Genomic DNA, 25666 nt, shown 5'->3' with positions numbered 1-25666 from the left:
ACGTCCGTGACTGATACGGCTGAACTACCCGCCGAGCTCGCATATGTCATCGTGTAAGTAACCGGACACGGTCAGCGAACTGTCTGGACATGTGTCTGGACTATAATTCGCTTAGCTACACAGTGCAACGTAAGTGCCCACCACCACCGTAGGCCAGGGTCTACCTTTCCTGTGATGCACCTCCTCTGGGAAACGCTGACCGATGGTGTATACCGCTGCCGGCTGGCCTTTCTCGACGTCACGGTCGGATTGGTTCGAGGCGAACGCCGGAATTTGCTGATCGATTGCGGTACAACGCTTTCCGAAGCAGCTCAGATCGCCGACGACGTCGTCGACATCACCGGTGCTCCGGTCACCGACGTGGTGCTGACCCACCACCACTTCGACCACATCCTGGGCTCGGCGGGTTTCGGTACTGCCGTCCTGTATTCGCCCGCCGCCGTCACCCGCGCGCTGACCACCGGAATCGGCGAGGTTCGTGCCCACGCCCTGCGATATGGGACCGAACCGGACCTGCTGGACCACGCGATCGCCGCCCTCCGGGCACCCGACCACACCGTGACGGCCGCTGACCTGGACCTCGGCGGCCGCAGCGTGCACCTCGAACTGCCGGGACCAGGCCATACCGACCACGATCTGGTGGCCGTCGTTCCGCCGGTGGTGGCAGGTGAGTGCGCGGTCGTCTTCTGCGGCGACCTGGTCGAAGAGTCCGCCGACCCGGCGATCGACGCCGGCTCCGACCTGCCGGCCTGGCCGCGCGCGCTGGACCGGCTCCTCGAACTCGGCGGCGACGACGGGCTATACGTGCCCGGACACGGCGCGGTGGTCGACGCGCCGTTCGTGCGTGCTCAGCGTGACTGGCTGGCGACGCGAACCTCGACGGGCTGATTCACCACCCGGTGTTCAGCACCCGGTCGAGCATGTCGACGAAGAAGTCCGCCGACTCCCGGGTGATGCACATCGGCGGTTTGACCTTCAGCACGTTCTGCCGGTCACCCGTCGGCTGCACGATCACACCGAGTCCGAGCAGCCGTTCGCAGATCGCCGCGGTCTCGGAGACGGCGGGTTCCAGCGTCGCGCGGTCGCGGACCAGCTCGACACCCATGTAGAGCCCGCTGCCGTGCACGGTTCCGATCAGATCGTGGCGGCTCGCCAGCTCCTCGATGCGTGTTTTGAGATGGTCCCCGACGACCAGGGCGTTGTGCTGCAGACCCTCTTTCTCCAGCAGGTCGAGCACCGTCAGGCCGACCACACAGGACACCGGGCTGCCGCCTGCGGAGGAGAAGAAGTAGCCCTGGGTGCGGTACCGCTCGGCGATCTCACGCGTCGTGATGACCGCGCCGAGCGGCTGACCGTTGCCCATCGCCTTGGCCACCGTGACGATGTCGGGCACCACGTCCTGCTGCTGGAAGCTCCAGAACCAGCGGCCGGTGCGGCCGTAGCCGACCTGCACCTCGTCGGCGATGGCCAGCCCACCCGCGGCTCGGACCGCGGCGTAAACCGCCGTGAGGTAGCCGTCGGGCAGCGCCATGCCGCCTGCGTTTCCGTAGAACGGCTCGCAGATGAACGCGGCCGGCGGATTGCCCTGTGCGGCAAGGCGTTCGATGATGTCGACCGCCTCGGGTGCGTAGCGTCCGGCGTCCGGCCCGCGGTACTCGCCGCGGTAGGCGTTGGGGGAGGGCACGGTATGGACCCAGTTCGGCCTGGTGGCCAGAGCATTCGGGTTGTCGGCCACCGACGTCGACACGGCGTCGGTGGCATACGTCCAGCCGTGGTAGGCCTCGGCCATCGAGACCACGTCATGGCGCCCGGTCGTGGCCATCGCCAGCCGCAGCGCCAGGTCGCCGGCCTCCGAGCCGGAGTTCACCAGGAATACCGTGTCCAACGGATCCGGCAGGGTGGCGGCCAACCGCTCCGAGAGCGCCACCACCGCGGCGTAGTTGAATCGCGAATTGGTGTTGAGTCGCCGCCACTGGCGCGCGACGGCGTCGGCGAGCACCGGATGACCGTGGCCGAGGAGCGCGACGTTGTTGACCATGTCGAGGTAACTGCGGGCCTCGGTGGACACCATGTGCTCGCGCCAGCCGCGTTCGATGCGGGGCGGATTGAGGTAGTAGTGCTCCTGGACCGTGGCGAACGAATCCGCCCGGCGGCGCCACAATGCCTCGCTGTCGTCGGCCGCGGCCGCGACGGCGGGCAGCCCGAGCAGCGCGTTCGGGTTCTCCACCAGGCTCAGCCACCCCGCGCCGTATTCGGGGCGAACGAAGTCGGGGACCTCGATGTCGGGACCGCTGCGCCACTGGATCCAGGCTCGACCCTCGACCTTGCCGAGCACTGCGCCCGCGGTGACGCAGCCGCCGGAGCGGACCTGATCGCCGACGCGCAGGCGCCCGCGCACCTGCACCGTTCCCGCGGTGCCGGTGAAGGTGAGACTGTCGTCGGCGGTTGTGTCGACCACGCAGTCCCAGGGCGCGGTGATCGGTGACGGCACGGCCAGCCACACGTCCAGGCCGGTGCCGACGGTGGCCGACGACTCCGGACTCAGCGGCGCCGACCGCGTCATGCGGGGCTGGCCGAACATCGTCACAACCGCAGCGGCGCCGCCGGCCAGCGCCTCGGCAGCCAGATCGTCTTCGCAGTCCGCGCTCAGCCATCGGCCGGCATCCAATGCGTCGGCCTCGGACGACAGGTCCAGTCGCACCACGGTCTTCGGCGCAAGGCCGCCGATCAGGGGGGTGGCCACGGGTGGCGGCTCGAGGGGCTGGGCCGCTCCGAGTGCCGCGCGGATGGTGGCGGTCATGACATCGGTGGGTACCTCGATGGCGCGCTCGAAGATCCTCCACTCGTAGTCCAGGGCGCCCGTGGCGTAGGCGTTGTCGACGTCGATCGAGGCCTGGTGGATACCGCTGACCACCAGAACCGCCGCCCGCAGCACCACCAGCGGCCACAGTGCTTCGACTTCGGCGGGGCTCAGCGGACGCACCGCGTGGAAGGCGGCCACGGCAGGCAGGGTCGCGACGGGTTCGCCGCCCTCGTGGCGTAGCAGCGAGGAGACCGCGATGGCCAGTTCGCCCACGGTCCACGACCGGGTGAGGTCGCCCAGGTCGATGACGCCGTCGGGCAGCCGGCCGCCCTCCGGTGGGCCGCACACCACGTTGTCGTCGGTGAGGTCGCCGTGGATCACCTGGATCGGCAGATCGTCGGCGAGCTCGGCGACCACCTGCCACGAGGCGGCCGCCGCGGTTTCAAGGACCTCCCGACGTCCGGGATCGGGCATGTGCCCGGCGAGCACCTCGACAGTGCGCAGGGCGTGGCGAAGGTCCCACTGCAACACGCGGTCGACGCCGGCATGGTCGAAGTCGGCAAGGGCGCGGACCGTCCGGCCGGTCAGGGCGCCGAGCGCCGCCGCGCGCACCGGCGTGAGGTACCCGTCGCCGCTCAAGGTGCCGCCGGCCAGGTGCGCGATGATCCGGGCGTACAGCACCGCCCCATTGCCGTCGCGCACCTCGGCGATCGGGTCGACGCCGGCAAACGCGAGGTTCGTCGCGGCACGCACGTCGCAGCCGGCCCGAGTGAGGTACTCCGCCGCCGCGTCCTGGGCTTCGATCTCGATGCGGGAGAACGCCGGGTTGGCGATCTTGAGGACCCCGACCGGCTCACCGCCGGGACGGCTCAGCAGGAAGTTGGCGTCCTGCTGGCTGCCCAGCGCGGTCATCTCGCCGTCGATCCCGAAGTGCGTCGTGGCGATGTCATGAGCCTGCGCCGCGGTGATCGCCGGCACCGGCAGCTCCTCGGCCTGGAAGAAGTCGAACGGTGTCATATCGCTACGAACTGTACTGCGGCTGGACAGCCTCGGATCTGCCGATACGGTGGGCAGATGCGGGCGTTGATCATCGTCGACGTGCAGAACGATTTCTGCGAGGGCGGTTCGTTGGCCGTCGCCGGGGCCGGCGACGTGGTGCGCGGGATCAGCGCGTTGCTCGCGGGTGACCACGGCTACGACCACGTGGTGGCCACGAAGGACTATCACGTGGATCCCGGTGCGCATTTCGCCGAACACCCCGACTTCACGGATTCGTGGCCTGCGCACTGCGTGGCCGGGACATCCGGGGCTGATTTCCATCCCGAACTGGACACCACCCCGATCGAGGCGGTGTTCCACAAGGGCGCGCACACCGCGGCCTACAGCGGCTTCGAAGGACACGTCGACCACACCTCGCTGGCCGACTGGCTGCGTACCCGCGGGGTCGACCAAGTCGACATCGCCGGGATCGCCACTGATTACTGTGTGCGCCAAAGTGCTGCCGATGCCACCCGCGCCGGCTTCAAAACCCGTGTGCTGGTTGACCTCACGGCCGGTGTCGCGCCCGGGTCGACCGCCGACGCATTGGACGAGATGCGCGGCCGCGGGATCGAACTGGTCCACACCGCGTGATGGCCGCGCCCCGATCGGCACTCATCGACGTGGTCGACCGCTCCCCGCTGATGGCAGCCGACCATGACCGTGCCGGCTGGGTCGGATTGTTCACCGATGACGGCCGAGTCGAGGACCCCGTCGGATCGCGGCCGCACATCGGCCCGCTGCAGATCGGCCGGTTCTACGACACCTTCATCGGGCCGCGCCGGATCGTCTTCCGCCACGAGTTCGACCTCGTGTCGGACACCACCGTGATCCGCGATGTCGTCCTCGATGTCGGGATGGGTCCCTCTGTGACGATGCACATCCCGGCGGTGCTGCGGTACGACCTGCGGGAGGTCGCCGATGAGTGGCGCATCGAGCGGTTGCGCGCCTACTGGGAACTGCCTGCGATGGTGGTCCAGTTCGCCCGCAACGGGGCGGCGGCGGCTCCGCAGGCGGTGGATCTGAGCCTCGCTCTGATCCGCAATCAGCGGTGGCGCGGGACGCTGGGGTTCGCCTCCGGGTTCCGGGGCGCCCGCTTCCGGGGCAAGCGAACGGTGCGCGGCTTCCTCGACGCGGTCACCGCCGGTGATCAGTTGCGGGCTTGGCGCGCCCTTGGATCCGGAGCGCTGATCACCCGCGGTGAGGAGAGCCCGATGAAGTTCGGCGCGTTCGTCGACGAACTGGCCGGGGCCTCGTGGACGAAGACCATCGCCGCGGGCTCGTCGGTGACGGCGTCGCTGCGCGGGCCGCGAGACGGTGTGCTGATCGCTGAATTGGGCACCGCCGGTGGGTCGATCACCCGGCTTCGCTATTTCGCCGAGTAGCGAGCGCGTGAGCTACATTCGCGCGAAGCGGGACATGACGAAGCAATACGCGCCGTAGGCGGCGAAGCCGGCCGCTGCCGCTATGAGCAGCGCCTTGCCGAACGGGGCCTGGCCCAGACTCTTGACCGCGGCGTCCAGCCCGGCGCCCTTGGCCGGGTCGGCGGTCACGGTGGCGATCATCAGCAGCACTCCGGCCCCGCCCAGCACGACGCCCTTGGCCGTGTACCCGGCAATGCCGAGCGGAGTGATCAGCGGGCCACCCCCGGTGACGGTGAGGTCCTCCTCGAACTTCGTCGAAAGGCCTTTGTAGACGTGATAGCCGCCGATGCAGATGATCACGACCCCGGCGATGAGCAGAATGCCTTTGCCCCAACCGGTTTGGAGCAGCCGAGCGGTCATACCGGTGTTCTGCTCCCTACTCGACCGGCCGCCGCCGCTGGCGAATCGCGCAGCGGCCAGTGCGATGCCGACATAGAGGACAGCCAGGGCGGCGGACTTGATCCGGTCGAACGCGTCGGAGGCGCCGTCGTGTTCGCGACCCGGCTCGGTGGGGTGGGAGCCGAGGATCGCCTCGGCCACCCGCCACAGCGCCAGCGCGACCAGACCGCCCGCCGCGAGCCACAAGGCCACCGCCCCACCCGGCTGGGCGGCCAGCGTCGCCATCGCACCCGACTGATCGGCGTTTCCCGCCAAGCCGAAAACCAGGTGCACGATGATGTAGGCGATCACCAGATGCAATACGCCACTGATGGCGTAACCGCTCCTGGCCGCGAGTTCGAAGGGCCTACTTCCAGTGGCTGCTCGCGCAGCACCGTGCATTGCATTGTCAGCCACGAACTTTGGGTTACCCCCGCGAAGCTCTGGAAAAACTGGCCCGCGGCCGCCTCACGTCAGTCGCGCTTGCGCAGGGTCTCCCAGTCGTGCTCGGACTCGAGTTGGGCGATCAGGTTGCGGGTGCGCTCCCGCAGCAGCAGCGTCAACCCGATGCCTGCGATGATCGCGATGACCAGCGCAACCCAGGAGAATCGCGCCAGCCACTTCTCGGCGGCCAGACCGAGGTAGTAGACCACAGCGGTGGTGCCGCCCGCCCAGCAGACGGCGCCGGAGGCGTTGGCGGCGAGGAAGCGGCCGTACTGCATGTGCAAGGCGCCCGCCAGTGGGCCTGCCAGGATCCGCAACAGCGCGATGAATCGGCCGAAGAACACCGCCCACACACCCCATCGGGTGAACAGCTGCTTGGCCAGCGCAACGTGCCCGGGACCGAAGTGGTTCGGAAAGCGCTTACCGAGCCGCTCGAACAACCCCATCCCGAACCGCCGGCCGATCGTGTAGCCGATCGAGTCACCGATGATGGCGCCGATCGTGGCGGCGGCACCCACCCATACCGGACTGATGTCGAGGGTGTGCCGGCTGGCCAGCAGCGCCGCACTCACCAAGGCGATTTCGCCCGGCACGGGGATGCCGAGGCTTTCCAGCCCGATGATCAGGCCGACGACCAGGTACACCGCAAGCGGTGGGATGGATTCGAGTATCGCGTCGACCGTCACCCGCCAAGGATGCCGTACCGACCGCGATTACCCGAGCGAACCGGCTGGTTCGCGTGTCGAACTCAGGTGCTGCGTTTGCGCCGGTACAGCGTTCCGGCGGCCAACAGGAGCAGGCTGATCAACAGGATCGCGGTGGCGAGCACGTTGATCTGCGGTGGCACAGCGGCTTTCACCGCGGCATTCACATACAGCGGATACGTCACCGTCGAGCCGCTGACGAAGTAGGTGATGATGAAGTCGTCCAATGACAGAGCGAACGAGAGCATCGCGGCCGCAACGATGCCCGGCACGATCAACGGCAGCGTCACCTTGAAGAACGTCCGGCCCGGTCCGGCGCCCAAATCCAGTGAGGCATCCTCGAGTGTCCAGTCGAAGCCACGGATCCGGGCACGCACCGTCATCGCGATGAAGCTGATCTCGAAGGCCACATGGGCGATCACGATCGTGGCGTATCCGGTGGCCCAGCCCAGGTCGAGGAACAGGGTCAGCAGCGATGCGCCCATGACGACCTCGGGTGAGGTCAGCGGCAGAACCAGAAATGTATCGACCGCTTTACTGCCGCGAAAGCGTTGGCGCACAAGGGCGACCGCGACCAGTGTGCCGAGAACGCCGGCGATCACCGTCGATACTGCGGCGACGTTCAAGCTCAGCTTCAGCGCATCGGTCAGAGCCGGGTACTTGAACGGGTGGGCCCAATTGTCGAACGTGAAGCCCTGCCAGGTGTAGTTGAACTTCCCGGCCGGATTGTTGAACGAGAAGATGACGATGACCAGGATCGGCAGGAACAGATAGAGCAGCACCAAGCCGGCGATGATGCGCAGCGCGATATCGCCGAGCTTGAACGTGCCGCGTATGTTGCGTCCGGGCTTGGCCAGTCCGCCGTGGTCGATGGTCTGGGCGATCGCAGCGCCGGCCTCGGTTGTCATGCGCGACCCCGCTTCGCTGTCATACCAGGTCCTCCGTGCCTAGCGCCCTGGTGTAGATCAGCACGCCGACCAGGATCAGCGCCATCAACACGAAGCTGAGTGCGGCCGCGACCGGGTAGTCCTTCACCACCAGGAACTGCTTCTGGATGACGTTGCCGATCATCCTGGTCTGGGTGCTGCCCAGGTAGTCGGCGTTGATGAAGTCGCCGACCGCGGGAATGAACACCAGCATGCTGCCGGCCAGAATGCCCGGCATCGCCAACGGCACGATGACCTTGCCGAACATCCGGCGGTTGGTGCCGTAGAGATCCCGGGAGGCTTCCAGCAGCCGGGCGTCGATCTTCTCCAGGCTTACGTACAGCGGCAGGATCATGAAGATGATCCAGTTGTAGGTCAGGCCGCCGATGACTGCCCACCCGGTGGAGAGCAGCCGGCCCTCGGACGGCAGCAGGCCCACTGTGCCCAGCGTGTGGACCACCCAGCCGTCGTCGGCCAGGATCGTCTTCCAGGCCAGGGTGCGGATCAGGAACGTCACGAAGAACGGCAGGATCACCAGGCCCAGCAAAAGGTTCTTGTACCGCCCAGCTTTGAACGCGATCACGTACGCCAGCGGGAAGGCCAACAGCAGGCACAGCACCGTCGCGGTGAGCGCATATCCGAACGACCGCAGAATCTGCTCGCGGTACTGGCTAAGTGCATCGCCGTAGTTGCTGAATTCCCACCCGAACGTGAGTTCGGGTAGGTAGATCGAGCCACCCATGGTCGACAACGACGTCCGGAACAGCGAGACGAACGGAATGACGTAGAAGACCCCGAGGTACGCCAGGGCGGGCAGGATCATCAGGTAGGGAGCGAGTTTGCTCCGCTGCCGGTTGCTACTGGCTACTCCTGCCATCGCGTTATCCGCCGGTGACTGCGGAGTAGGCCTTGTTGAACTCGTCGGTCTGTTGGTCGGTGAGAGCGGCCCAGGTCTTCAGCTTGTCGAGGGTCGCCTTCGGCGGGTTGATCAACGGGTTGGACGCCAGTTTCGGGTCGATCTTGTTGAGCTCGTCGGTCATGTCGGACAACACCGGCACGTACTGGGTGTGCGCGATCAGCTTCGCGTAGTTGGCCCGGTCGTAGACGTAGTTGATCCACGCCTCGGCGGCCTTCTGGTTCTGCGTGGTGTAGGGGATCACCATGGTGTCGACGAACGTGGTGCCACCGGTCTCCGGTACCACGAACTTCAGGTCCGGGTTGTCCTTCTGCAGCTGCACCACATCGCCCGAATACGCCTGGGCGATAACCACATTGCCGGAGGCCAAGTCGTCGGCGTAGTCATTGCCCGTGAATCGGCGGATCTGCCCGGCGTCCTTCTGCTGCTTGATCAGCGCGACCGCCTTGTTCACGCCGTCGCTGGTCGGGTTCTCCACCGAATTGCCCTGCGACATCATGATCATGCCGAGCCCGTCCTGGGTGTCGGCGAGCAGGCTGATCTTGCCCTTGAACGCGGGATCCCACAGGTCGTCTATCTTGGTGATGTCGCGACCGGTGGCGGCCCGGTTGTAGGCCAGCGCCGTCATGCCCGACATGTAGGGAGCGCTGAACTTACGGCCCGGATCGGCCTTGGCGTTGAGCAGGTCCTCGCGCATGTTCTTCTTGTTGGTCCAACGGCTTTCGCTGATGCTGTTGAGCCAGCCCAGCCCGTTGAGCCGGGCGGCCATGAACTGGGTGGGCACCACCAGGTCGGCGCCGATATCCTGCTTACGCGACAGCGGCTCCTTGTTCTTGGCGAACCACTCTTCGTTGTCGTTGTAGTCCTCTTTGTAGTCGACCGTGATTCCGGTCGCGGTCTGGAACGCCGCGACGAAACCGTCGGCCATGTACAGCGGCCAGTTGGAGATGCGGAGCTTTCCGGTGGCCGGTGAGCCGTCATCGGACGGGGTGGCCGGGCCGCTGGAGCTGCTCTTGTTGTCGGACTTGCCACACGCGGCGAGGAAGGACGGTCCGAGGACCAGTGCGGCTGCAGCGGCGGCGCCGCCACCGATGAACCGGCGCCGGGACGCGTTCGAGGCAAAGATCCGGGGGTCGTTCTCTGTGGCCATGTGCCGTAATGCCTTTCGTTGAGGGAAGGTCGGAGGATGAGCGGCGGTAGCGGCGTCGATGCGATTTAGGAGTCGTCGAGCATGTCTTCGAGGTCTTCGGTGGTGGGGATGTCGGCGGCGGGCAGGACCAGCGATGCGTCGGGGGCCCAGGCCACAAAGACGTCGTCGCCGGGACGCAGCATCGGCAGGTTCTGTTCGGGACCGACGTGGGCGATGACGGGGGAGCCGTCGGCGACGGCCATCGACAGTCGCAGCACCGGCCCCTGGAAGGTCAGGTCGACGACTTTGGCGCCGACGGTGGCGATGTCGCCGGTCGGTTGGTCCATCGAGACGCGAACCCGCTCGGGTCGGACCATCAGGGTGGCCTGCCCGCCGGGTTCGATGGTGGTGTCTCCGGGTCGGGCCTTGAGTTTGGTGCCCAGCACCTCGACTTCGACGAAGTCGCGGTTGGTTCGGCCGGTCTGCGTGCCGTGCCAGAGGTTGGCCTGACCGATGAAACCGGCCACGAACACGGTCGCGGGTCGGTCGTAGATGTCGGTCGGGGTGCCGATCTGTTCGACATTGCCCTGGTTCATGACCGCGATCCGGTCGCTCATCGTGAGCGCTTCTTCTTGGTCGTGGGTCACGTAGACGAAGGTGATGCCGAGCTCGCGCTGAATGCGTTTGAGTTCGAACTGCATGACGTGCCGCAGTTTGAGGTCCAAGGCGCCGAGTGGTTCGTCGAGCAGTAGAGCGCTGGGGTAGTTGACCAGCGCGCGGGCGAGTGCGACGCGCTGTTGCTGGCCGCCGGAGAGTTGGGCGGGCTTGCGCTGGGCGAAGTCGGCGAGCCGAACGACCTCGAGCATCTCATCGACGCTCTTCTTGACCGTGTTCTTGTCCTTCTTCTGACTGCGTGGCCCGTAGGCGACGTTGTCCCACACCGTCATGTGGGGGAACAGTGCGTAGTGCTGGAAGACGGTGTTGACGTTGCGCTTGTGTGGAGGCACCCGCGACACGTCGACGCCTTCGAGCCGAATCGCACCCTCGGTGGGCTGCTCGAACCCGGCGATCATTCGCAGGGTGGTGGTCTTTCCGCAGCCCGACGGGCCGAGCATGGAGAAGAACTCGCCTGCGCCGATCGAGAAGTCGGCGTCGGCGACGGCGACGTAATCCTCGAAACGTTTGACGACGTGGTCGATCTCGATGACCGGTGCGCCGCTGGCGCGTCGTGGTCCGGTGTGTCCGGGGGTCTGCTGGGTGGCGGTGGCGCCGGTGTCGGTCAGGGCCCGTCCTCCTTCATCCCGCGGGCCGGCGAGACATGACCCGTCGACTCCGCCCCTAAACGATTGCGGATTTACGTGCTCTTCGCAACCGATTCCGCAACGAAATATGAATTCTTCGATGGATTCGCTCGTCGCTACCCGGGTTGGGGCACGACTTTCGGCGCGGCCCAGGTGGCTCAGGGTCATCGCTGGGACGGATCGTAACGCTGTTCAGGCCGTCGTGAGCCCCCGTGCGATAACCAGGCGTTGGATTTGGTTGGTTCCTTCGAAGATCTGGGTGATCTTCGCTTCGCGCATATAGCGCTCGGCCCGGTAGTCGCGGGTGTAGCCGACGCCGCCGAGCACCTGGACGGCATCGGTGGTCACCTTCATCGCGGCGTCGGTCGCCACCAGCTTGGCCACGCTGGCCTGTTGCGAGTACGGCAGGCCGGCATCGCGGCGCCGCGCGGCGTCCAGGTAGGTGGCCCGGGCGCTGGCCACCGCGGCGGCCATGTCGGCGAGCAGGAAGCCCAGCCCTTGATGGTCGATGATCTTGCGGCCGAACGTGGTCCGCTCGTTGGCGTAGGCGCACGCGTCGTCGAGGGCCGCCTGGGCAATGCCGACGGCGACGGCGGCGATGCCGAGCCGGCCGGAGTCCAGTGCACTGAACGCGATCTGCAGGCCCTGCCCTTCGGCGCCGACGCGGCGGTCGGACTCGATGACCGCGTTGTCGTAGAACGCCGACGTCGTGGGAACAGCCGTCAAGCCCATCTTCTCTTCGGGCTTGCCGAAGCTCAGCCCGGGCTGATCGGCGGGCACCAGGAAGCAGGAAATGCCGCGCGAACCCTCGCCGGTCCGAGCGAACAGGCTGTAGAAATCGGCCCGCCCGCCGTGGGTGATCCACGCCTTCGAGCCGGTGATGACGTACCCACCCTCGGTCGGGGTGGCTTTGCACTGCACGGCGGCTGCGTCCGACCCGGCCTGGGGTTCCGAGAGGCTGTACGCGCCGATCTGCTCGCCGGACAACATGCCGCGCAGCCACCGCGCGCGCTGCTCGTCGGTGCCGAACGCCAGCAGCGGATGACATGACAGGCTGTGCACGCTCACCGCCACCGCGATCGCGGCCCAGCGCGCGGCGATCTCTTCGAGAACCTGCAGGTAGACCTCATATGGCTGGCCGCTGCCGCCCCATTCCTCCGGCTGCGTCAGGCTCAGCAGCCCGGCCGCGCCGAGTTGGGCGAAAACCCCGTCAGGGTAGGTCTCGGTCCGCTCGTGTTCGTCGACGATCGGGTTGAGGACACGCGAGCAGATGTCACGGGTCAACGCGATGAGATCCGCGGCGTCCGGGTTGGGGAGCAGTCGGTCGACGGGCATGGGCGGGACCTCTCGATTGATACTCAAAATAGTACTGGCTTACATCTACCAGTACTATTGCGCAGATGGCCAACCGCCCGAGCTTCGGAACCCGGCGCCGCGGCGAACTGTTCGACTCGCTTCTCACGCTCTTCCTCGCCGAGGGCTTTGCGCACCTGACCCTCGATGACATCGCTGCCCGGCTGCGCTGTTCGAAGGGCACGCTCTACACACTTGCCGGCAGCAAGGAGCAGTTGGTCCACGCCGTCGCCGTCCACTTCTTCCGGCGGGCCACCGACGATGTCGAGCAGGAAGTCGCCCGGGCCGGCGACGCACGATCGCGAATCACCGCCTACCTCGCCGCGGTCGGCGCCGCGCTCGAGGTCGCGTCGGACCGCTTCATGACCGACCTGGACGCGTTCGCGCCGGCACGGGCCGTCTACGAGCAGAACACCTCGATCGCCGCCCGCCGGGTCAGCGAGTTGATCGCCGAAGGTGTTGCCTCGCACGAGTTTCGAGATGTGCATGCGGCCTTTGCGGCGGACCTGGCCGCGGTGATGATGGTCCGCATCCAGCAGGGGATCGTGCGGTCCACGACCGGACTCGACGACGCTGCGGCCTACCGGGAACTGGCCGCCATCCTCACATCCGGGATCGACGCCTGAGTCACATGTGGGCGCCGCCGTCGACCCGGACCTCGGTGCCCGAGACGAAGTAGGCATCCGGACTGCCAAGCATCGCAACGACGTTGGCTACCGCATCGGGCTTGGCGAAGATCTCGCCCTTGGGCAACGGCACCAGGGGAGCGACCCGGCCGAACAGGCTGTAGTCGACATCGTCGGGTAGCCCGGGCCCGACGCTCTGCTTCGACTCTCCGGTGCCGTCGGTCATGCCCGACGAGATCGAGCCCGGCTGGACCGAGTTGAACCGGATGCCGTCCTTGGCGAACTCGGCAGCCAACGCGTGCGTCATCGCCTGCACGCCACCTTTGGACGCGGCGTACGCCGACATATAGGGGTGGGCGAACGTCGCCGACGTCGAGCTGAAGTTCACCACGGCAGGGGCGGTGCCGGCCTTGAGAGCCGGGAGCGCCTCGCGGGTGACCAGGAAGGTGCCGACCAGATTTACCCGCAGCACCTGTTCGAAGCCGGCGAGCGTGGTGTCCAGGAAGTGGTCGGAACGCAGGATGCCAGCCACATTGACGAGCGTGTCAAGGCCGCCGAGCGCGGAGATCGCCTCACCGACAGCTGATTTCACCGAGTCCTCGGAGCCGACGTCGACCACGACCGTGTTCAGTCGAGCGCCGGCGTCACCTGCTTTGGCCACGGTGTCTTTGAGTCCGGACTCGCTGATGTCGGCCGCCACCACCCGGCCACCTTCGTCGAGAATGCGCAGCACACAGGCCTGCCCGATCCCGGACCCGCCGCCGGTGACCAACACGCGACGATCGGTGTAACGCTGCAAGGTCGCCATGGCGGTCCACTCCTGTTCGGTCTGCGATGAAGTCGCCCAACATTGTGGGCCGTGATCACCGGTGCGCGAAGTGGATCCCGCTGACCGGGAATCGGGCGCCACCCCGGTCGCTTAGCGGTTCACTCTTCCACCGTGGCGACGGCTTGCGGGAACCTGAACGAGACACTTTCACCCGAGTCGTCTCGAATAGCTGGCGAGAAACAGCCACACCACCAGTCACACATCTCGATTGCCGAGATTCGCTACCGCGCGGGCGGTAAGTGCACTAATCTGCGTTGGCGTCGTTGAAACACGTTCCAGTTTTGGACCGGTTAGTGCCATGACGCTGGGGCGATGAACACGATGACGTTGGAGGTTCTGAAGACACCCATGGCTAATCCCACATCAGATCGTTGGTCGCCGGGTATTGCGTTGAACGGGCTGTCGGGTCCGATGCAGGCTATTGGTGGCTTGTTTGCGATGTCGGCGGATGCTGTGCGGTTCATTTTTCGGAAGCCGTTTCAGTGGCGGGAGTTTTTGGAGCAGGCGTGGTTTGTGGCGCGGGTGTCGTTGGCGCCGACGTTGTTGGTGGCGATTCCGTTCACGGTGTTGGTGTCGTTCACGCTGAATATTTTGTTGCGGGAGTTGGGTGCTGCTGATTTGTCGGGGGCTGGGGCGGCGTTTGGTGCGGTGACTCAGGTGGGTCCGTTGGTGACGGTGTTGATCGTGGCGGGTGCCGGGGCGACGGCGATGTGTGCGGATTTGGGGTCGCGCACGATCCGTGAGGAGATCGACGCGATGGAGGTGTTGGGGATCAATCCGGTGCAGCGGTTGGTGACTCCGCGGATGTTGGCGTCGGGTTTGGTTGCGCTTCTGTTGAATTCGTTGGTGGTGATCATCGGGATTTTGGGTGGTTATGTGTTCTCGGTGTTCGTCCAGGATGTGAATCCGGGGGCGTTCGCGGCGGGGATCACGTTGTTGACCGGGGTGCCGGAGGTGATCATCTCGTGTGTCAAGGCCGCGTTGTTCGGGTTGATCGCGGGGTTGGTGGCCTGTTATCGGGGGTTGACGATCACTGGTGGTGGCGCCAAGGCGGTGGGTAATGCGGTCAATGAGACGGTGGTGTACGCGTTTATGGCGTTGTTCGTGGTGAACGTGGTGGTGACCGCGATCGGTATCCGGATGAGTGCCCGGTAGAGATGGCGTCGTTACAGGCTTTGTATCCGCGGATCGCCCGTCAGGTGCGCCGGCCGTTGGGCACGATCGGCCGGATCGGGGATCACACGATCTTCTACGGTCGGGCGATCGCGGGCACGCCGCATGCGGCGTTGCATTTCCGGAAAGAGATCATCCGGTTGATCGCGGAGATCAGCATGGGGGCGGGCACGTTGGCGATGATCGGCGGCACCGTGGTGATCGTCGGATTCCTCACCTTGGCTGCTGGTGGGACGTTGGCGGTGCAGGGCTATAGCTCGCTGGGCAATATCGGGATCGAAGCACTGACCGGGTTTCTGGCGGCGTTCATCAACGTCCGTATCTCGGCGCCGGTGGTGGCCGGGATCGGGTTGGCCGCCACCTTCGGCGCCGGTGTCACGGCTCAACTCGGTGCGATGCGGATCAATGAGGAGATCGACGCCCTGGAATCGATGGGCATCCCCCCAGTCGAATACCTCGTGAGTACCCGGATCGTGGCCGGGATGGTGGCCATCACCCCGCTGTACTCGATCGCGGTCATCTTGAGCTTTGTGGCGTCCCAGTTCACCACGGTGGTGTTGTTCGGCCAATCCGGTGGCCTGTATGACCACTACTTCAACACCTTCCTCAACCCCATCGACTTGTTGTGGAGTTTCCTGCAAGCGGTCCTGATGGCGATCACGATCCTGTTGATCCACACCTACTTCGGCTACTTCGCCACCGGCGGACCGTCTGGAGTCGGCGTCGCGGTCGGCAACGCGGTACGCACCTCCCTGATCGTGGTCGTCTCGGTCACCCTGCTCATATCGCTGGCCGTCTACGGCTCCAACGGCAACTTCAACCTGTCCGGATAGGGAGGAGCGGAGATGAAATCAGGTGCCGCGCGCCCGATCGCCGGTTTGGCGACCGTGGTGGTCATCGCCGCGATCATCGCGGTGGCTGTCGGACTGTTCCAGGACAGCTTCACCAAAACCGTTCCGGTAACCGTGATCTCGGACCGTGCCGGCCTTGTGATGTACCCCGACGCCAAAGTCAAGCTCAACGGTGCGCAGGTCGGCAAGGTCGCCTCCATCGATTCCCTGCCCGACGGCAAAGCCGCATTGCATCTCGCGATCAATCCCGCGCGAGTCAACGACATCCCGGCCAACGTCAGCGCTGACATCACATCCTCGACTGTGTTCGGCTCGAAGTTCGTCGAGCTGAACCCGCCGACCGATCCGTCGGCGAAGTCCATCCAGGCCGGTCAGGTGATCGACGGCAAGCACGTCACCGTCGAGATCAACACCGTGTTCCAGCAGCTGGTTTCGGTGCTGTCCAAGATCGAGCCGACCAAGCTCAACCAGACGCTCGGGGCGATCTCCAAGTCGCTGGACGGGCGCGGTGACAAGTTCGGCCAGACCTTGGTGGACCTGGACACCGCCCTGGCCAAGATCAATCCCAGCCTTGACACGCTCAACCATGAATTGGCTGTCGCACCACAGGTGTTCGATGCCTATGGTGACGCCTCCGGTGATCTGCTCGACACCGTCAAGAATTCGGCGAAGATCAGCGACACCATCGTCGACCAGAACCAGAACCTGGACGCTCTGCTCGTCAGCGCCATCGGCCTTGCCGACATCGGTACCGAGGTCTTGGGCGAGAATCGGCAATCATTGACCAACGTGGTTCACCTGTTGGTTCCCACCACCGACCTGCTCAACAAATACAGCCCGGCATTGAATTGCGGTATCGGCGGCTTGATCCCGCTGGCCACCGGACCGGGTCTGCCCCTGCCTGGCGCCGTTCTGCTGCAGTCGTTCTTCCTCGGCCGTGAGCGTTACCGGTACCCGGCCAACCTGCCCAAGGTCGCCGCGACCGGCGGTCCGCAATGTACCGACTTGCCGAAGGTGCCGTTCGAGACCAGCCCGCCGTTCGTGGTCTCCGACATCGGAGCGAACCCGGCTCAGTACGGCAACCAGGGCATCCTGCTCAACTCCGATGGTCTCAAGCAGGCCCTGTTCGGCCCGCTGGACGGACCGCCGCGTAACTCCGCACAGATCGGACAACCGGGATGACCGCGCTGTGGAAGACCATCGTCAAGGTCGGCGTGTTCGGCGTCGTGATGATCTTGCTGACGGCCGCCCTGTTCGCGATTTTCGGCCAGTATCGGACGGGTTCGGACAACTCATATTCGGCGCTGTTCGCCGACGCCTCCAGCCTGAAGTCCGGAGATTCGGTGCGGGTGGCCGGTGTTCGCGTCGGCACGGTCACCGATGTTGCGCTGCAACCCGACAACAAAGTGGTCGTCGACTTCGACGCCGACCGCAAGATCGTGTTGACCTCCGCCACGAAGGCGACGGTGCGCTACCTCAACCTGGTCGGTGACCGTTACCTGGAGCTGGTCGACAGCCCGGGGTCGGCGAAGATCCAGCCGCCGGGCAGCCGGATACCGCTGGACCGCACCGAGCCTGCGCTGGATCTCGACTTGCTCCTCGGTGGACTCAAACCCGTTGTCCAGGGACTCAATCCGAACGATGTCAATGCGCTGACCAACGCGCTGATCCAGATCCTGCAGGGCCAGGAAGGCAACCTCGACTCGCTGTTCTCCAAGACGCAGTCGTTCACCAGTTCACTGGCCGACAACGGGCAGACGGTCCAGCAGCTGATCGACAACCTCAATACGGTGATCACCACGATCAGCAAGGACGGTGACAAGTTCTCCGGGGCCGTCGACAAGCTGCAGAACCTGGTGACCCAGCTTGCCAATGACAAGGACCCGATCGGTGAGTCGATCACCGCGCTGGACAACGGCACCGCGTCGCTGACCGATCTGCTGAACCAGGCTCGCGCTCCGCTGGCCGGCACCGTCAACCAGCTCGGTCGTCTGGCTCCGCTGCTGGACCAGGACAAGGAACTGCTCGACATCTCGATTCAGAAGGCGCCTGCGAATTACCGCAAGGTGGTGCGGCTCGGGTCGTACGGCAGCTGGATCAACCAGTACCTGTGCGGCTTGTCGCTACGTGTCAGCGACCTGCAGGGCCGCACCGCCTACTTCCCCTGGATCATCCAACACACTGGAAGGTGCGCGGAGCCCTAATGCTCAAATATCGTGGGTCCTCGCTGATCAGAGCCGGCTTCATCGGCCTGGCGCTGATCGTGCTCGTCATCACCATCGGGCTACAGCCCGAGCGGTTGGTGTCGCTTGCCACGTCGATCCGGCATCAGGCGCTGTTCACCGAAGCCGGCGGCCTGCAGGCCGGTAACGACGTCAAGGTGTCGGGCGTCAAGGTCGGCACGGTCTCGGATGTGTCTTTGCAGCACGGCAAAGCACTGGTGACGTTCATGGTCAAGGGTTCGGTTCGGCTCGGCGCCGACACAGAAGCCCATATCCGTACCGGAACGCTTCTGGGACAACGGATTCTGACGTTGGAGTCCAACGGGAAGGGATCGCTGCCGGCGAGCGACGTCATTCCGGTGTCGCGCACCGGATCGCCGTACTCGCTGTCGCAGTCGCTGGAGGACTTCGCGGGCAACACCGCCGACACCGATACCGCGGCGGTCAACCAGTCGCTGGACACCTTGTCCGATACCCTCGATCGGATCAGCCCGCAGCTGGGCCCGACCTTCGACGGCATCAGCAAGCTGTCGCGGATGATCAACGAGCGCAACGAATCACTGGGCAACCTGCTCAAGAGTGCGGCCAACGTGACCGGGATCCTGTCGCAGCGCAGTGCACAGGTGAACACCTTGCTGCTCAACGCCAACGACCTGATCGGCGTGCTGTCGCAACGCCGCTACGCGATAGCGAACCTGCTGGCCTCCACCTCGGCGCTGTCCAAGCAGCTCAGCGGGCTCGTCGCCGACAACGAAAAGGATCTGGCACCGGCTTTGGAGAAACTCAACTCGGTGACCGCGATGCTGGAGAAGAACAATGCCAACATCACCGCGGCCATGAAGGGCCTGGCCAAGTTCCAGCTGACGCAGGCCGAAGCGGTCAACGGAGGGTTCTATTACAACGCCTTCGTCGCCAACTTGAGCCCGGCGCAGACCCTGCAGCCCTTCTTTGACTATGCGCTGGGCTTCCGGCGCGGAACCGATGCGGGGCAGCCGGCCGACAATGCCGGACCGCGAGCGGAAATCCCGTTCCCGTACAACGGAATACCGCAGCCTAATGAGCGATGGGGGCAGCCATGAAGTCTCGCAGGCGGCTGACGGTCGTCGTCTCCGCGGTGTTGGCCGTGTTGATCGTCGGCGGGATCGCGCTGCTGGTCCGCCAGGCGTTCTTCAAGCCCAACACGATCACGGCATACTTCACCAGCGCCACCGCGATCTACCCCGGTGACGAAGTGCGGGTCGCAGGGGTCAAGGTCGGCAAGATCGACTCCATCGACGCCCAGGGGACCAAAGCCAAATTCGTGTTGGCCGTCGACCGGAACGTGCCGATTCCGGCCAATGCCGAGGCGGTGATCGTCTCGCAGAACCTGGTCGGTGCTCGCTACATCCAGCTCACCCCGCCCTACGACGACAAAGGCCCGAAAATGGCCGACGGAGCGGTGATCGGGTTGGACCGCACCGCGGTTCCGGTCGAGTGGGATGAGATCAAGACACAGTTGATGCGTCTGGCCACCGATCTCGGCCCGAAAAGCGACGGGCAGCCGACATCCATCGGGCGCTTCATCGACAGCGCGGCCAACGCCCTGGACGGTAACGGGGAGAAGCTGCGGGACACCATCAAGCAGCTGTCCGGGGTCAGCAAGGTGCTTGCCGACGGCAGCGGCAACATCGTCGACACCATCAAGAACCTGCAGATCTTCGTGACGGCCTTGCGCGACAGCAACACTCAGATCGTCCAGTTCCAGGACCGGTTGGCGTCGCTGACCAGCGTGGTCGACGGCAGCCGGTCTGACCTCGACGGGGCGCTGACAAATCTGTCCAGCGCGGTGGTCGACGTCAAACGGTTCATCGCGGGTTCGCGCAACCAGACCGCCGAGCAGATTCAGCGGCTGGGCGACGTGACCAAGAACCTCGCCGACAACAAGCTCGTCGTCGAGAATCTGCTCCATGTGGCGCCGAACGCGATCGGCAACGCGTACAACATCTACAACCCCGACTCCCAAAGCGCGATGGGTGGATTCGCGCTGGCGAACTTCTCCAACCCGCTGCAGGTCGTCTGCTCGGCCATCGGGGCCGTGCAGAACGCCACCGCACCGGAGACCGGCAAGCTGTGCGCGCAGTACCTCGGCCCGGCGCTGCGGCTGCTCAACTTCAACTACCTGCCGTTCCCGTTCAACGCGTACCTCGGCAAGTCCACCAGCCCGGACAAGCTGATCTACAGCGACCCCGCGCTGGCTCCGGGTGGCACGGGCGGGACCCCGCCGGGATACGAGGTGCCGCCTGCGGTCTCGGCGTACACCGGCTACAACGGGGACGTCCCCGGCCCCGCTGGCTGGGGTGGACCGCCGAATACCCATCAGGGCGCCTACGCCCCGAACGGTCTGCCCGCCGACCCGTCGCCCGCGCTGTTCCCGGGCGCACCGGTCCCGCCCGGTGTGCCGGTCGGCCCCGCGGCCCAGCCGCCCTCGGACTTGCAGGGCATGCTGCTGCCCGCTGAAGCGGCGCCGCCTGCTCCGGCTCCGGCCGCCGCTGAAGGGAACCCGCCATCATGATTCGTCGCGGTTCGGTGCAGCGCCTGGCGGTGACCGCCTCGTGCGTCGCGGTCACGGTGACCGGCTGTAGTTTCGGTGGTCTGAACTCACTGCCGTTGCCGGGAACCGTCGGACACGGCAAGGGTTCGAACACCTACCACATCGAAATCGCCAATGTGGGCCAGCTGGAATCGAATTCGCCGGTCATGGTCGGTGATGTCGTGGTCGGCAGTGTCGGTGACATGACGGTCACCGACTGGCATGCCGATGTCGAGGTATCGGTCCAGCCCGGCGTCGTGATTCCGGCCAATGCGGTGGCCTCGGTGGGGCAGACCAGCCTGTTGGGCTCGATGCACCTGGCGCTGAACCCACCGCTGGGACAAGCACCGACCGGGGTCCTCCAACCCGGTGCAACGCTCGGCCTCAACCGTTCGTCGACCTACCCGTCGACCGAGCAGACCCTCTCGGCGCTGTCGGTGGTCGTCAACGGCGGTGGACTCGGTCAGATCGGCGACATCATCCATGAGTTCAGTGCCGCACTCAACGGCAGGACCGACCAGATCCGCGACTTGCTCACGCGGCTCAACGATTTCGTCGGCCTGCTGGCCACCCAGCGCGACAGCATCAACGAGGCGGTGAACTCACTGAATCGCCTGGCCGGTACATTCGCCGCCCAGCAGGGGGTCCTGACCGACGCGCTGAACCGGATCCCACCTGCCCTGGACGTGCTGATCAAGGAACGTCCCCGCATCACGACGGCGCTGGAGAAGTTCCGCGATTTCTCGAACCTGGCCACCGGTCTGGTCAACGACACGAAGGCCGACCTCGTGCGCAACCTGCAGAACCTGGAGCCCACGCTGAAGTCACTGGCCGACGTCGGACCGAAGCTGGACACGGCGCTGGCCTACCTGCCGACGTTCCCCTACACCCAGCAGGTCATCGACCGCGCGATCCGCGGCGACTACCTGAACCAGTTCATCATCTTCGACTTCACCGTGCCGCGGTTGAAGAAGACCCTGATGCTGGGTACTCGCTGGGGTGATGAGAACGCCAAACTCGTTCCCGCTCCTGGTGATCCGTGGTACGCGACCTACACATACGATCCGCTGAACGCTCCGTTCAGTCCGACGCCGCCCCCGACGCAGGTGGCGGATCTTCCGCAGCAGTTCGGTCCTGGTCCCGCGCCGGTACCGGGGCAGGCGTCGTTGACTGGTGCCACGCAGCCCGCTCCCGGCACGGGCACCGGCCCGCTGCCGGGTCCGGCGACCGGCCCGCTGCCGGGTCCGGCTCCGGAAGCAGCGCCACAGGACGGGGGTAACTGATGCTGACGCGTTTCGTCCGCAATCAGCTGATCATCTTCACGATCGCGTCGGTGGTCGGGATCGCCGTGATGGTCGTGGTCTACATGCAGGCCCCCACCTTGCTCGGCATCGGGCGGATCACGGTCAAGCTCGAGCTGCCGAGAACCGGTGGGCTGTATCAGTTCTCGAACGTGACCTACCGCGGCGTACAGCTGGGCAAGGTCACCGAGGTGGTGCCGACCCGCTCCGGGGCGGTGGCCACCCTGTCGCTGGCCAGCAATCCGAAGGTGCCCGCCGATCTGCAGGCCCGCGTGCTCAGCGTGTCGGCGGTCGGTGAGCAGTACGTGGATCTGGTGCCGCACACCGATTCCGGGCCCTACCTCCAGGACGGGTCGGTCATTCCCGCCAAGAACGCGACCGTCCCGCAGGCGGTCGGCCCGGTTCTCGATCAGACGAACGAGCTGCTCAAGAGCATCCCGACCAACCGCATCGCCGATCTGTTGGACAACGCGTATCAGGGGCTCAACGGCGCCGGCGACGACCTCACCACGCTGAACGACTCGGCGTCCAAGCTGGCCGCCGATTTCAGCGCGACCGCCGATCAGACGCGCACCCTGGTGGAAGACAGCCGCCCGCTGCTGGACGGTCAGCTTGCCTCCACTGATGCCATCCGCACCTGGGCGCACAGCCTGGCCGGCATCACCGGCCAGCTCAATACCAACGATCCGCAGTGGCGCGGCATCCTGGCCAACGGGCCTGGCGCGGCCGACGAGGCCTCCGCCTTGTTCAACCAGGTGAAGCCGACGCTACCGATTCTGCTGGCGAGTCTGACCACGCTGGGGCAGGTCGGCGTGACCTACAACAAGAGCCTCGAACAACTTCTGGTGCTGCTGCCGCCGTACATCGGTTCGATCCAGGCGGTCGGCTCGCCGCTGAACAACCCAACGGGTATGACGCTGGGTGACTTCACCCTGACGATCAGCGATCCGCCCGCGTGCACGGTGGGCTTCCTGCCTCCGTCACAGTGGCGTTCACCGGAGGACACGTCCACCATCGACACTCCGGACGGTCTCTACTGCAAGCTTCCGCAGGACTCGCCGATCGCGGTCCGCGGTGCGCGTAACTATCCCTGCCAGGGCGAGCCTGGTAAGCGGGCACCAACAGTGGAGATCTGCGACAGCGACAAGCCTTTCGAGCCGTTGGCGATGCGCCAGCATGCGACCGGTCCGAACCCGATCGATCCCAACCTGATCGCACAGGGGATTCCGCCCGACGACCGGACGACGTTCCAGAACAACATCTATGGGCCGCTGCAGGGCACTCCGCTGCCGCCGGGGCCGGTCCCGGCACCTGCCGGTACGCCGATACCGCCTGTCCCGGACACGTTGGCGCCCAAGGGCGTTCCGGATATCGCGCCGACCGATCAGGGCGGCGGGCCTGCGGTTGCGCCGAGCGCGTTCACGCCGGGTTCGGCAGGCGGGCCGTCCGTGGCAATCGCCACCTACGACCCCGCCACCGGGCATTACGCCACGCCCGACGGCCACGTCGGCCAGCAGACCAATCTGGCCACCGTGAAGGGGGATATGTCGTGGAAGGATCTGCTGCCGACGACATGATCACAGGTGAGGGGAGAAGCCACATGCGAAGGTCACGAACGCTGATCGGCGTCACGGCGCTGACCGCTGCGGTGCTCGGCGGCCTCCTGAATCCGGCCGCCGCGAGCGCCAACGAAAAGTGGGCGCTCAACGGCACATTCCAGGCGACGTCCAACGGTGAATGGGCTACCAGCAACGACGTGTTCCACGACGAGCGCAGCGTCCGCAGTATCTGGACGATCAACTCCACATGCAGTTATCCCACCGAGTGCACCGGCACGGTGAGCAGCGACGCCGGTTGGACGGCTCCGATCTATCAGACCGGCGGGGACTGGCGGGTCAAGCGTGTCATCGAGGACTGGATGCCATGTCAGGATGGCACCAGTGAGCCGGGGTTACAGGTGATCCGATTCCACGGATCCACACCGGGCGGTGATCAGACCGATCCCACGTCCAACATGTTGGTGGGTCAGGATTCGACCACCGGTCAGCCGGGGGCGTGCGGCCGTAGCCTCGCGCTGTTCATCAACATGCCGTTCAAGTTGATCAAGCTGACCTGACGTCACCGGCCATGTCGAGAGCGGCCAGATAGCTGAACAACATCGACGCGCCGATCGGATTCCCGCCGCCGGGATAGGTGGTTCCGCTGACGGCGGCCATGGTGTTGCCCGCTGCGTACAGGCCGGGGATGGGCTCGCCGGATTCGTCGAGGACCCGCGCCCTGGCATCCGTGCGCAGCCCGCCCTTGGTCCCGAGATCGGACAGTCCGAATGCTGCCGCGTGAAACGGGGGTGTGTCGATTGCGACCATGGGCGATTCGCCGCCGGAGAAGGCCCGGTCGTACGCCTCGTCGCCGCGACCGAAGTCGGTGTCGGCACCTGCGGCGACCATCGCGTTGTACCGGGCGACCGTGTCTTCCAGAGCATCGGCGGGAAGTCCGATCAAGTCGGCCAGTTCGGCCAAAGTGTCTGCGCTGCGCCATAATCCGGCGGCCCGATAGCTGTCGGTGTCGACCATCGAGACGTTGGTCGCCTTCACCGGCGGGACCTCGCCCTCGCGGTTGTCGTAGACCATCCAGAACGGGATGTCGAGGCGGCCGGCCTGCATCTCGGTGATGATCTGTCTGCCGATGCGGTCGTACGCCGCGGACTCGTTGACGAACCGCTGTCCGGCTTGATTGACGAAGATGCCACCGGTGAACCACAGCGCGAACGCCGAGCGACCGTCCGGGTGGGTGAGCCCCGGTGACCACCACGCCTGGTCCATCAGATCGGTGGCCGCGCCGATCCGGATCGCGGCCTGCAACGCCGCACCGGTGCTGCCCGGTCCGCCCATCGTGTCGCGGGCTTCGCCGGGCACCCCGTACGTCCGTCGCAGCTCGGGATTGTGCTCGAATCCGCCTGCGGCCAAGAGCACTCCGCGCCGGGCGCCGATCCGCACCTGCTGGCCATCACGGTGCACCACCGCCCCGATCACCCGGCCGTCGTCGGTGATCAGATCGGTCAGTTGGGTGTTGCGGTACAACACCGCGTCGGGATAGCCGGCCAACGCGGCGAGGAACCGGCCGATCAGCGCCCGTCCGCCGAAGAGTTTGTCCGGAGCCGGTGCGCCGAGGCGGTCATGGTCCAGTGGCCCGCGCACGGAACCTGCGTAGGGGCCGAGTTTCTCACCGCGGACGGGGGCCGCCACGATGTGGCGCAAACCGTCGCTGCGGGAGTCCGGTACCGACCCGTAGTAGTCCGGCCACGGCAGCACGCTGAAGACGAAATTGTCGTCGGCTTCCAGGTATTCGACAAGACCGGGTCCTCGGCGGATGTAGGTCTCCTGCAGTTCTCGCGGGGTGCGGTCACCGATCACGGTGTGGAAGTAGTTCAGCGCCTTCTCGATCGTGTCATCGCTGCCCGCGCGCTGCAGGACCGGGTTGCACGGGAACCACATGCCGCCGCCGCCCGAGTACGCGGTGGTGCCGCCGAACTTGTCGGTCGCCTCCACCAGCGCTACCGACAGCCCTTCGCGGGCAGCGGTGTAGGCACCGGTGATACCGCCGCCGGAGCCGGCCACAATGACGTCGACGGTCTCATCGAACTGGGTGTCGTGCGCAGTCATCGGCCTCCTTTGTCGCT

The 25666-nt window shown here is 65.8% G+C and carries 23 protein-coding genes; 13 read left to right on the top strand and 10 right to left on the bottom strand.

From position 1 onward, the window contains the following. The first annotated feature begins 174 nt into the window (after positions 1 to 174). Positions 175 to 888: an MBL fold metallo-hydrolase gene (locus Y900_RS26130; RefSeq protein WP_036345344.1), complete on the top strand. Its 714-nt coding sequence runs from the start codon at positions 175 to 177 to the stop codon at positions 886 to 888. A gap of 1 nt (position 889) precedes the next feature. Here Y900_RS26130 and Y900_RS26125 read toward each other — a convergent pair whose 3' ends face one another. Further along, positions 890 to 3820, bottom strand: coding sequence for an aminotransferase (locus tag Y900_RS26125; RefSeq protein WP_036345341.1), 2931 nt, complete (start codon positions 3818 to 3820; stop codon positions 890 to 892). Positions 3821 to 3877: 57 nt separating this feature from the next. Between Y900_RS26125 and Y900_RS26120 the strand changes: the two genes are divergently transcribed. Further along, positions 3878 to 4435: a nicotinamidase gene (locus Y900_RS26120; protein WP_036345338.1), complete on the top strand. Its 558-nt coding sequence runs from the start codon at positions 3878 to 3880 to the stop codon at positions 4433 to 4435. Continuing rightward, positions 4435 to 5226: a ketosteroid isomerase family protein gene (locus Y900_RS26115; protein WP_036345334.1), complete on the top strand. Its 792-nt coding sequence runs from the start codon at positions 4435 to 4437 to the stop codon at positions 5224 to 5226. Before Y900_RS26120 ends, Y900_RS26115 begins: the two co-directional genes overlap by 1 nt. A 12-nt stretch (positions 5227 to 5238) precedes the next feature. Here Y900_RS26115 and Y900_RS26110 read toward each other — a convergent pair whose 3' ends face one another. From Y900_RS26110 to Y900_RS26080, 7 genes are all read right to left on the bottom strand, one after another. After that, positions 5239 to 6060, bottom strand: coding sequence for a DUF1206 domain-containing protein (locus Y900_RS26110; protein ID WP_109751146.1), 822 nt, complete (start codon positions 6058 to 6060; stop codon positions 5239 to 5241). Positions 6061 to 6116: 56 nt separating this feature from the next. Beyond that, positions 6117 to 6773: a DedA family protein gene (locus tag Y900_RS26105; RefSeq protein WP_036345330.1), complete on the bottom strand. Its 657-nt coding sequence runs from the start codon at positions 6771 to 6773 to the stop codon at positions 6117 to 6119. A 62-nt stretch (positions 6774 to 6835) separates the two neighbouring features. Further along, positions 6836 to 7699, bottom strand: a complete 864-nt coding sequence (locus tag Y900_RS26100) for an ABC transporter permease (protein ID WP_036345328.1) — start codon at positions 7697 to 7699, stop codon at positions 6836 to 6838. Positions 7700 to 7718: 19 nt separating this feature from the next. Continuing rightward, positions 7719 to 8594: an ABC transporter permease gene (locus Y900_RS26095; protein ID WP_036345327.1), complete on the bottom strand. Its 876-nt coding sequence runs from the start codon at positions 8592 to 8594 to the stop codon at positions 7719 to 7721. A gap of 4 nt (positions 8595 to 8598) precedes the next feature. Further along, complete coding sequence (locus Y900_RS26090; RefSeq protein ID WP_036345326.1) at positions 8599 to 9783, bottom strand: polyamine ABC transporter substrate-binding protein; 1185 nt, start codon at positions 9781 to 9783, stop codon at positions 8599 to 8601. A 65-nt stretch (positions 9784 to 9848) separates the two neighbouring features. Continuing rightward, complete coding sequence (locus Y900_RS26085) at positions 9849 to 11231, bottom strand: ABC transporter ATP-binding protein (protein ID WP_337588786.1); 1383 nt, start codon at positions 11229 to 11231, stop codon at positions 9849 to 9851. A 24-nt stretch (positions 11232 to 11255) separates the two neighbouring features. Then, positions 11256 to 12398 (bottom strand): acyl-CoA dehydrogenase family protein, encoded by a 1143-nt coding sequence (locus Y900_RS26080; protein ID WP_036345325.1) that lies wholly within the window; start codon positions 12396 to 12398, stop codon positions 11256 to 11258. A gap of 65 nt (positions 12399 to 12463) precedes the next feature. Here Y900_RS26080 and Y900_RS26075 point away from each other — a divergent pair, with 65 nt between their 5' ends. Then, positions 12464 to 13042: a TetR/AcrR family transcriptional regulator gene (locus Y900_RS26075; protein ID WP_036345323.1), complete on the top strand. Its 579-nt coding sequence runs from the start codon at positions 12464 to 12466 to the stop codon at positions 13040 to 13042. Position 13043: 1 nt separating this feature from the next. Here the strand turns inward: Y900_RS26075 and Y900_RS26070 are convergent, their stop codons facing one another. Next, positions 13044 to 13850, bottom strand: a complete 807-nt coding sequence (locus tag Y900_RS26070) for an SDR family NAD(P)-dependent oxidoreductase (RefSeq protein ID WP_081845247.1) — start codon at positions 13848 to 13850, stop codon at positions 13044 to 13046. Between the two features lie 369 nt (positions 13851 to 14219). On the opposite strand from Y900_RS26070, the gene Y900_RS26065 reads away from it, so the two are divergent. From Y900_RS26065 to Y900_RS26025, 9 genes are read left to right on the top strand one after another with little or no spacing between them, the layout of a single operon-like run. Next, entirely contained in the window at positions 14220 to 15026 is an 807-nt protein-coding gene (locus tag Y900_RS26065; RefSeq protein ID WP_036347859.1) for an MlaE family ABC transporter permease, read from the top strand. A 2-nt stretch (positions 15027 to 15028) separates the two neighbouring features. After that, positions 15029 to 15877 carry an MlaE family ABC transporter permease gene (locus tag Y900_RS26060; RefSeq protein WP_036345322.1) on the top strand — a complete coding sequence of 283 codons (849 nt, stop codon included), beginning with the start codon at positions 15029 to 15031 and terminating at the stop codon, positions 15875 to 15877. 12 nt (positions 15878 to 15889) lie between these two features. Next, a complete protein-coding gene (locus Y900_RS26055) occupies positions 15890 to 17077 on the top strand; it encodes an MCE family protein (protein WP_036345321.1) in 1188 nt (395 codons plus the stop codon). Continuing rightward, entirely contained in the window at positions 17074 to 18099 is a 1026-nt protein-coding gene (locus tag Y900_RS26050; RefSeq protein WP_036345320.1) for an MCE family protein, read from the top strand. The genes Y900_RS26055 and Y900_RS26050 overlap by 4 nt, the downstream gene beginning before the upstream one ends. Continuing rightward, positions 18099 to 19196 (top strand): MCE family protein, encoded by a 1098-nt coding sequence (locus tag Y900_RS26045; protein WP_036345319.1) that lies wholly within the window; start codon positions 18099 to 18101, stop codon positions 19194 to 19196. Before Y900_RS26050 ends, Y900_RS26045 begins: the two co-directional genes overlap by 1 nt. Then, positions 19193 to 20668, top strand: coding sequence for an MCE family protein (locus Y900_RS26040; protein ID WP_036345318.1), 1476 nt, complete (start codon positions 19193 to 19195; stop codon positions 20666 to 20668). Before Y900_RS26045 ends, Y900_RS26040 begins: the two co-directional genes overlap by 4 nt. Continuing rightward, complete coding sequence (locus tag Y900_RS26035) at positions 20665 to 21969, top strand: MCE family protein (protein ID WP_036345317.1); 1305 nt, start codon at positions 20665 to 20667, stop codon at positions 21967 to 21969. Before Y900_RS26040 ends, Y900_RS26035 begins: the two co-directional genes overlap by 4 nt. Beyond that, complete coding sequence (locus tag Y900_RS26030) at positions 21969 to 23564, top strand: MCE family protein (protein ID WP_036345316.1); 1596 nt, start codon at positions 21969 to 21971, stop codon at positions 23562 to 23564. Before Y900_RS26035 ends, Y900_RS26030 begins: the two co-directional genes overlap by 1 nt. Positions 23565 to 23587: 23 nt before the next feature. Then, positions 23588 to 24103 carry an Rv2253/PknI dimerization domain-containing protein gene (locus tag Y900_RS26025; RefSeq protein ID WP_051660278.1) on the top strand — a complete coding sequence of 172 codons (516 nt, stop codon included), beginning with the start codon at positions 23588 to 23590 and terminating at the stop codon, positions 24101 to 24103. Here Y900_RS26025 and Y900_RS26020 read toward each other — a convergent pair. Further along, a complete protein-coding gene (locus Y900_RS26020; protein ID WP_036345315.1) occupies positions 24090 to 25649 on the bottom strand; it encodes an FAD-binding protein in 1560 nt (519 codons plus the stop codon). The two genes, Y900_RS26025 and Y900_RS26020, sit on opposite strands and share 14 nt — an antisense overlap. Positions 25650 to 25666 lie beyond the last annotated feature (17 nt).

Origin of the sequence: Mycolicibacterium aromaticivorans JS19b1 = JCM 16368 (assembly GCF_000559085.1) — a bacterium.
Lineage (GTDB): Bacteria > Actinomycetota > Actinomycetes > Mycobacteriales > Mycobacteriaceae > Mycobacterium > Mycobacterium aromaticivorans.
The sequence above is the reverse complement of the archived record's forward strand: the minus strand, read 5'-3'. Positions and strand labels throughout refer to the sequence as shown.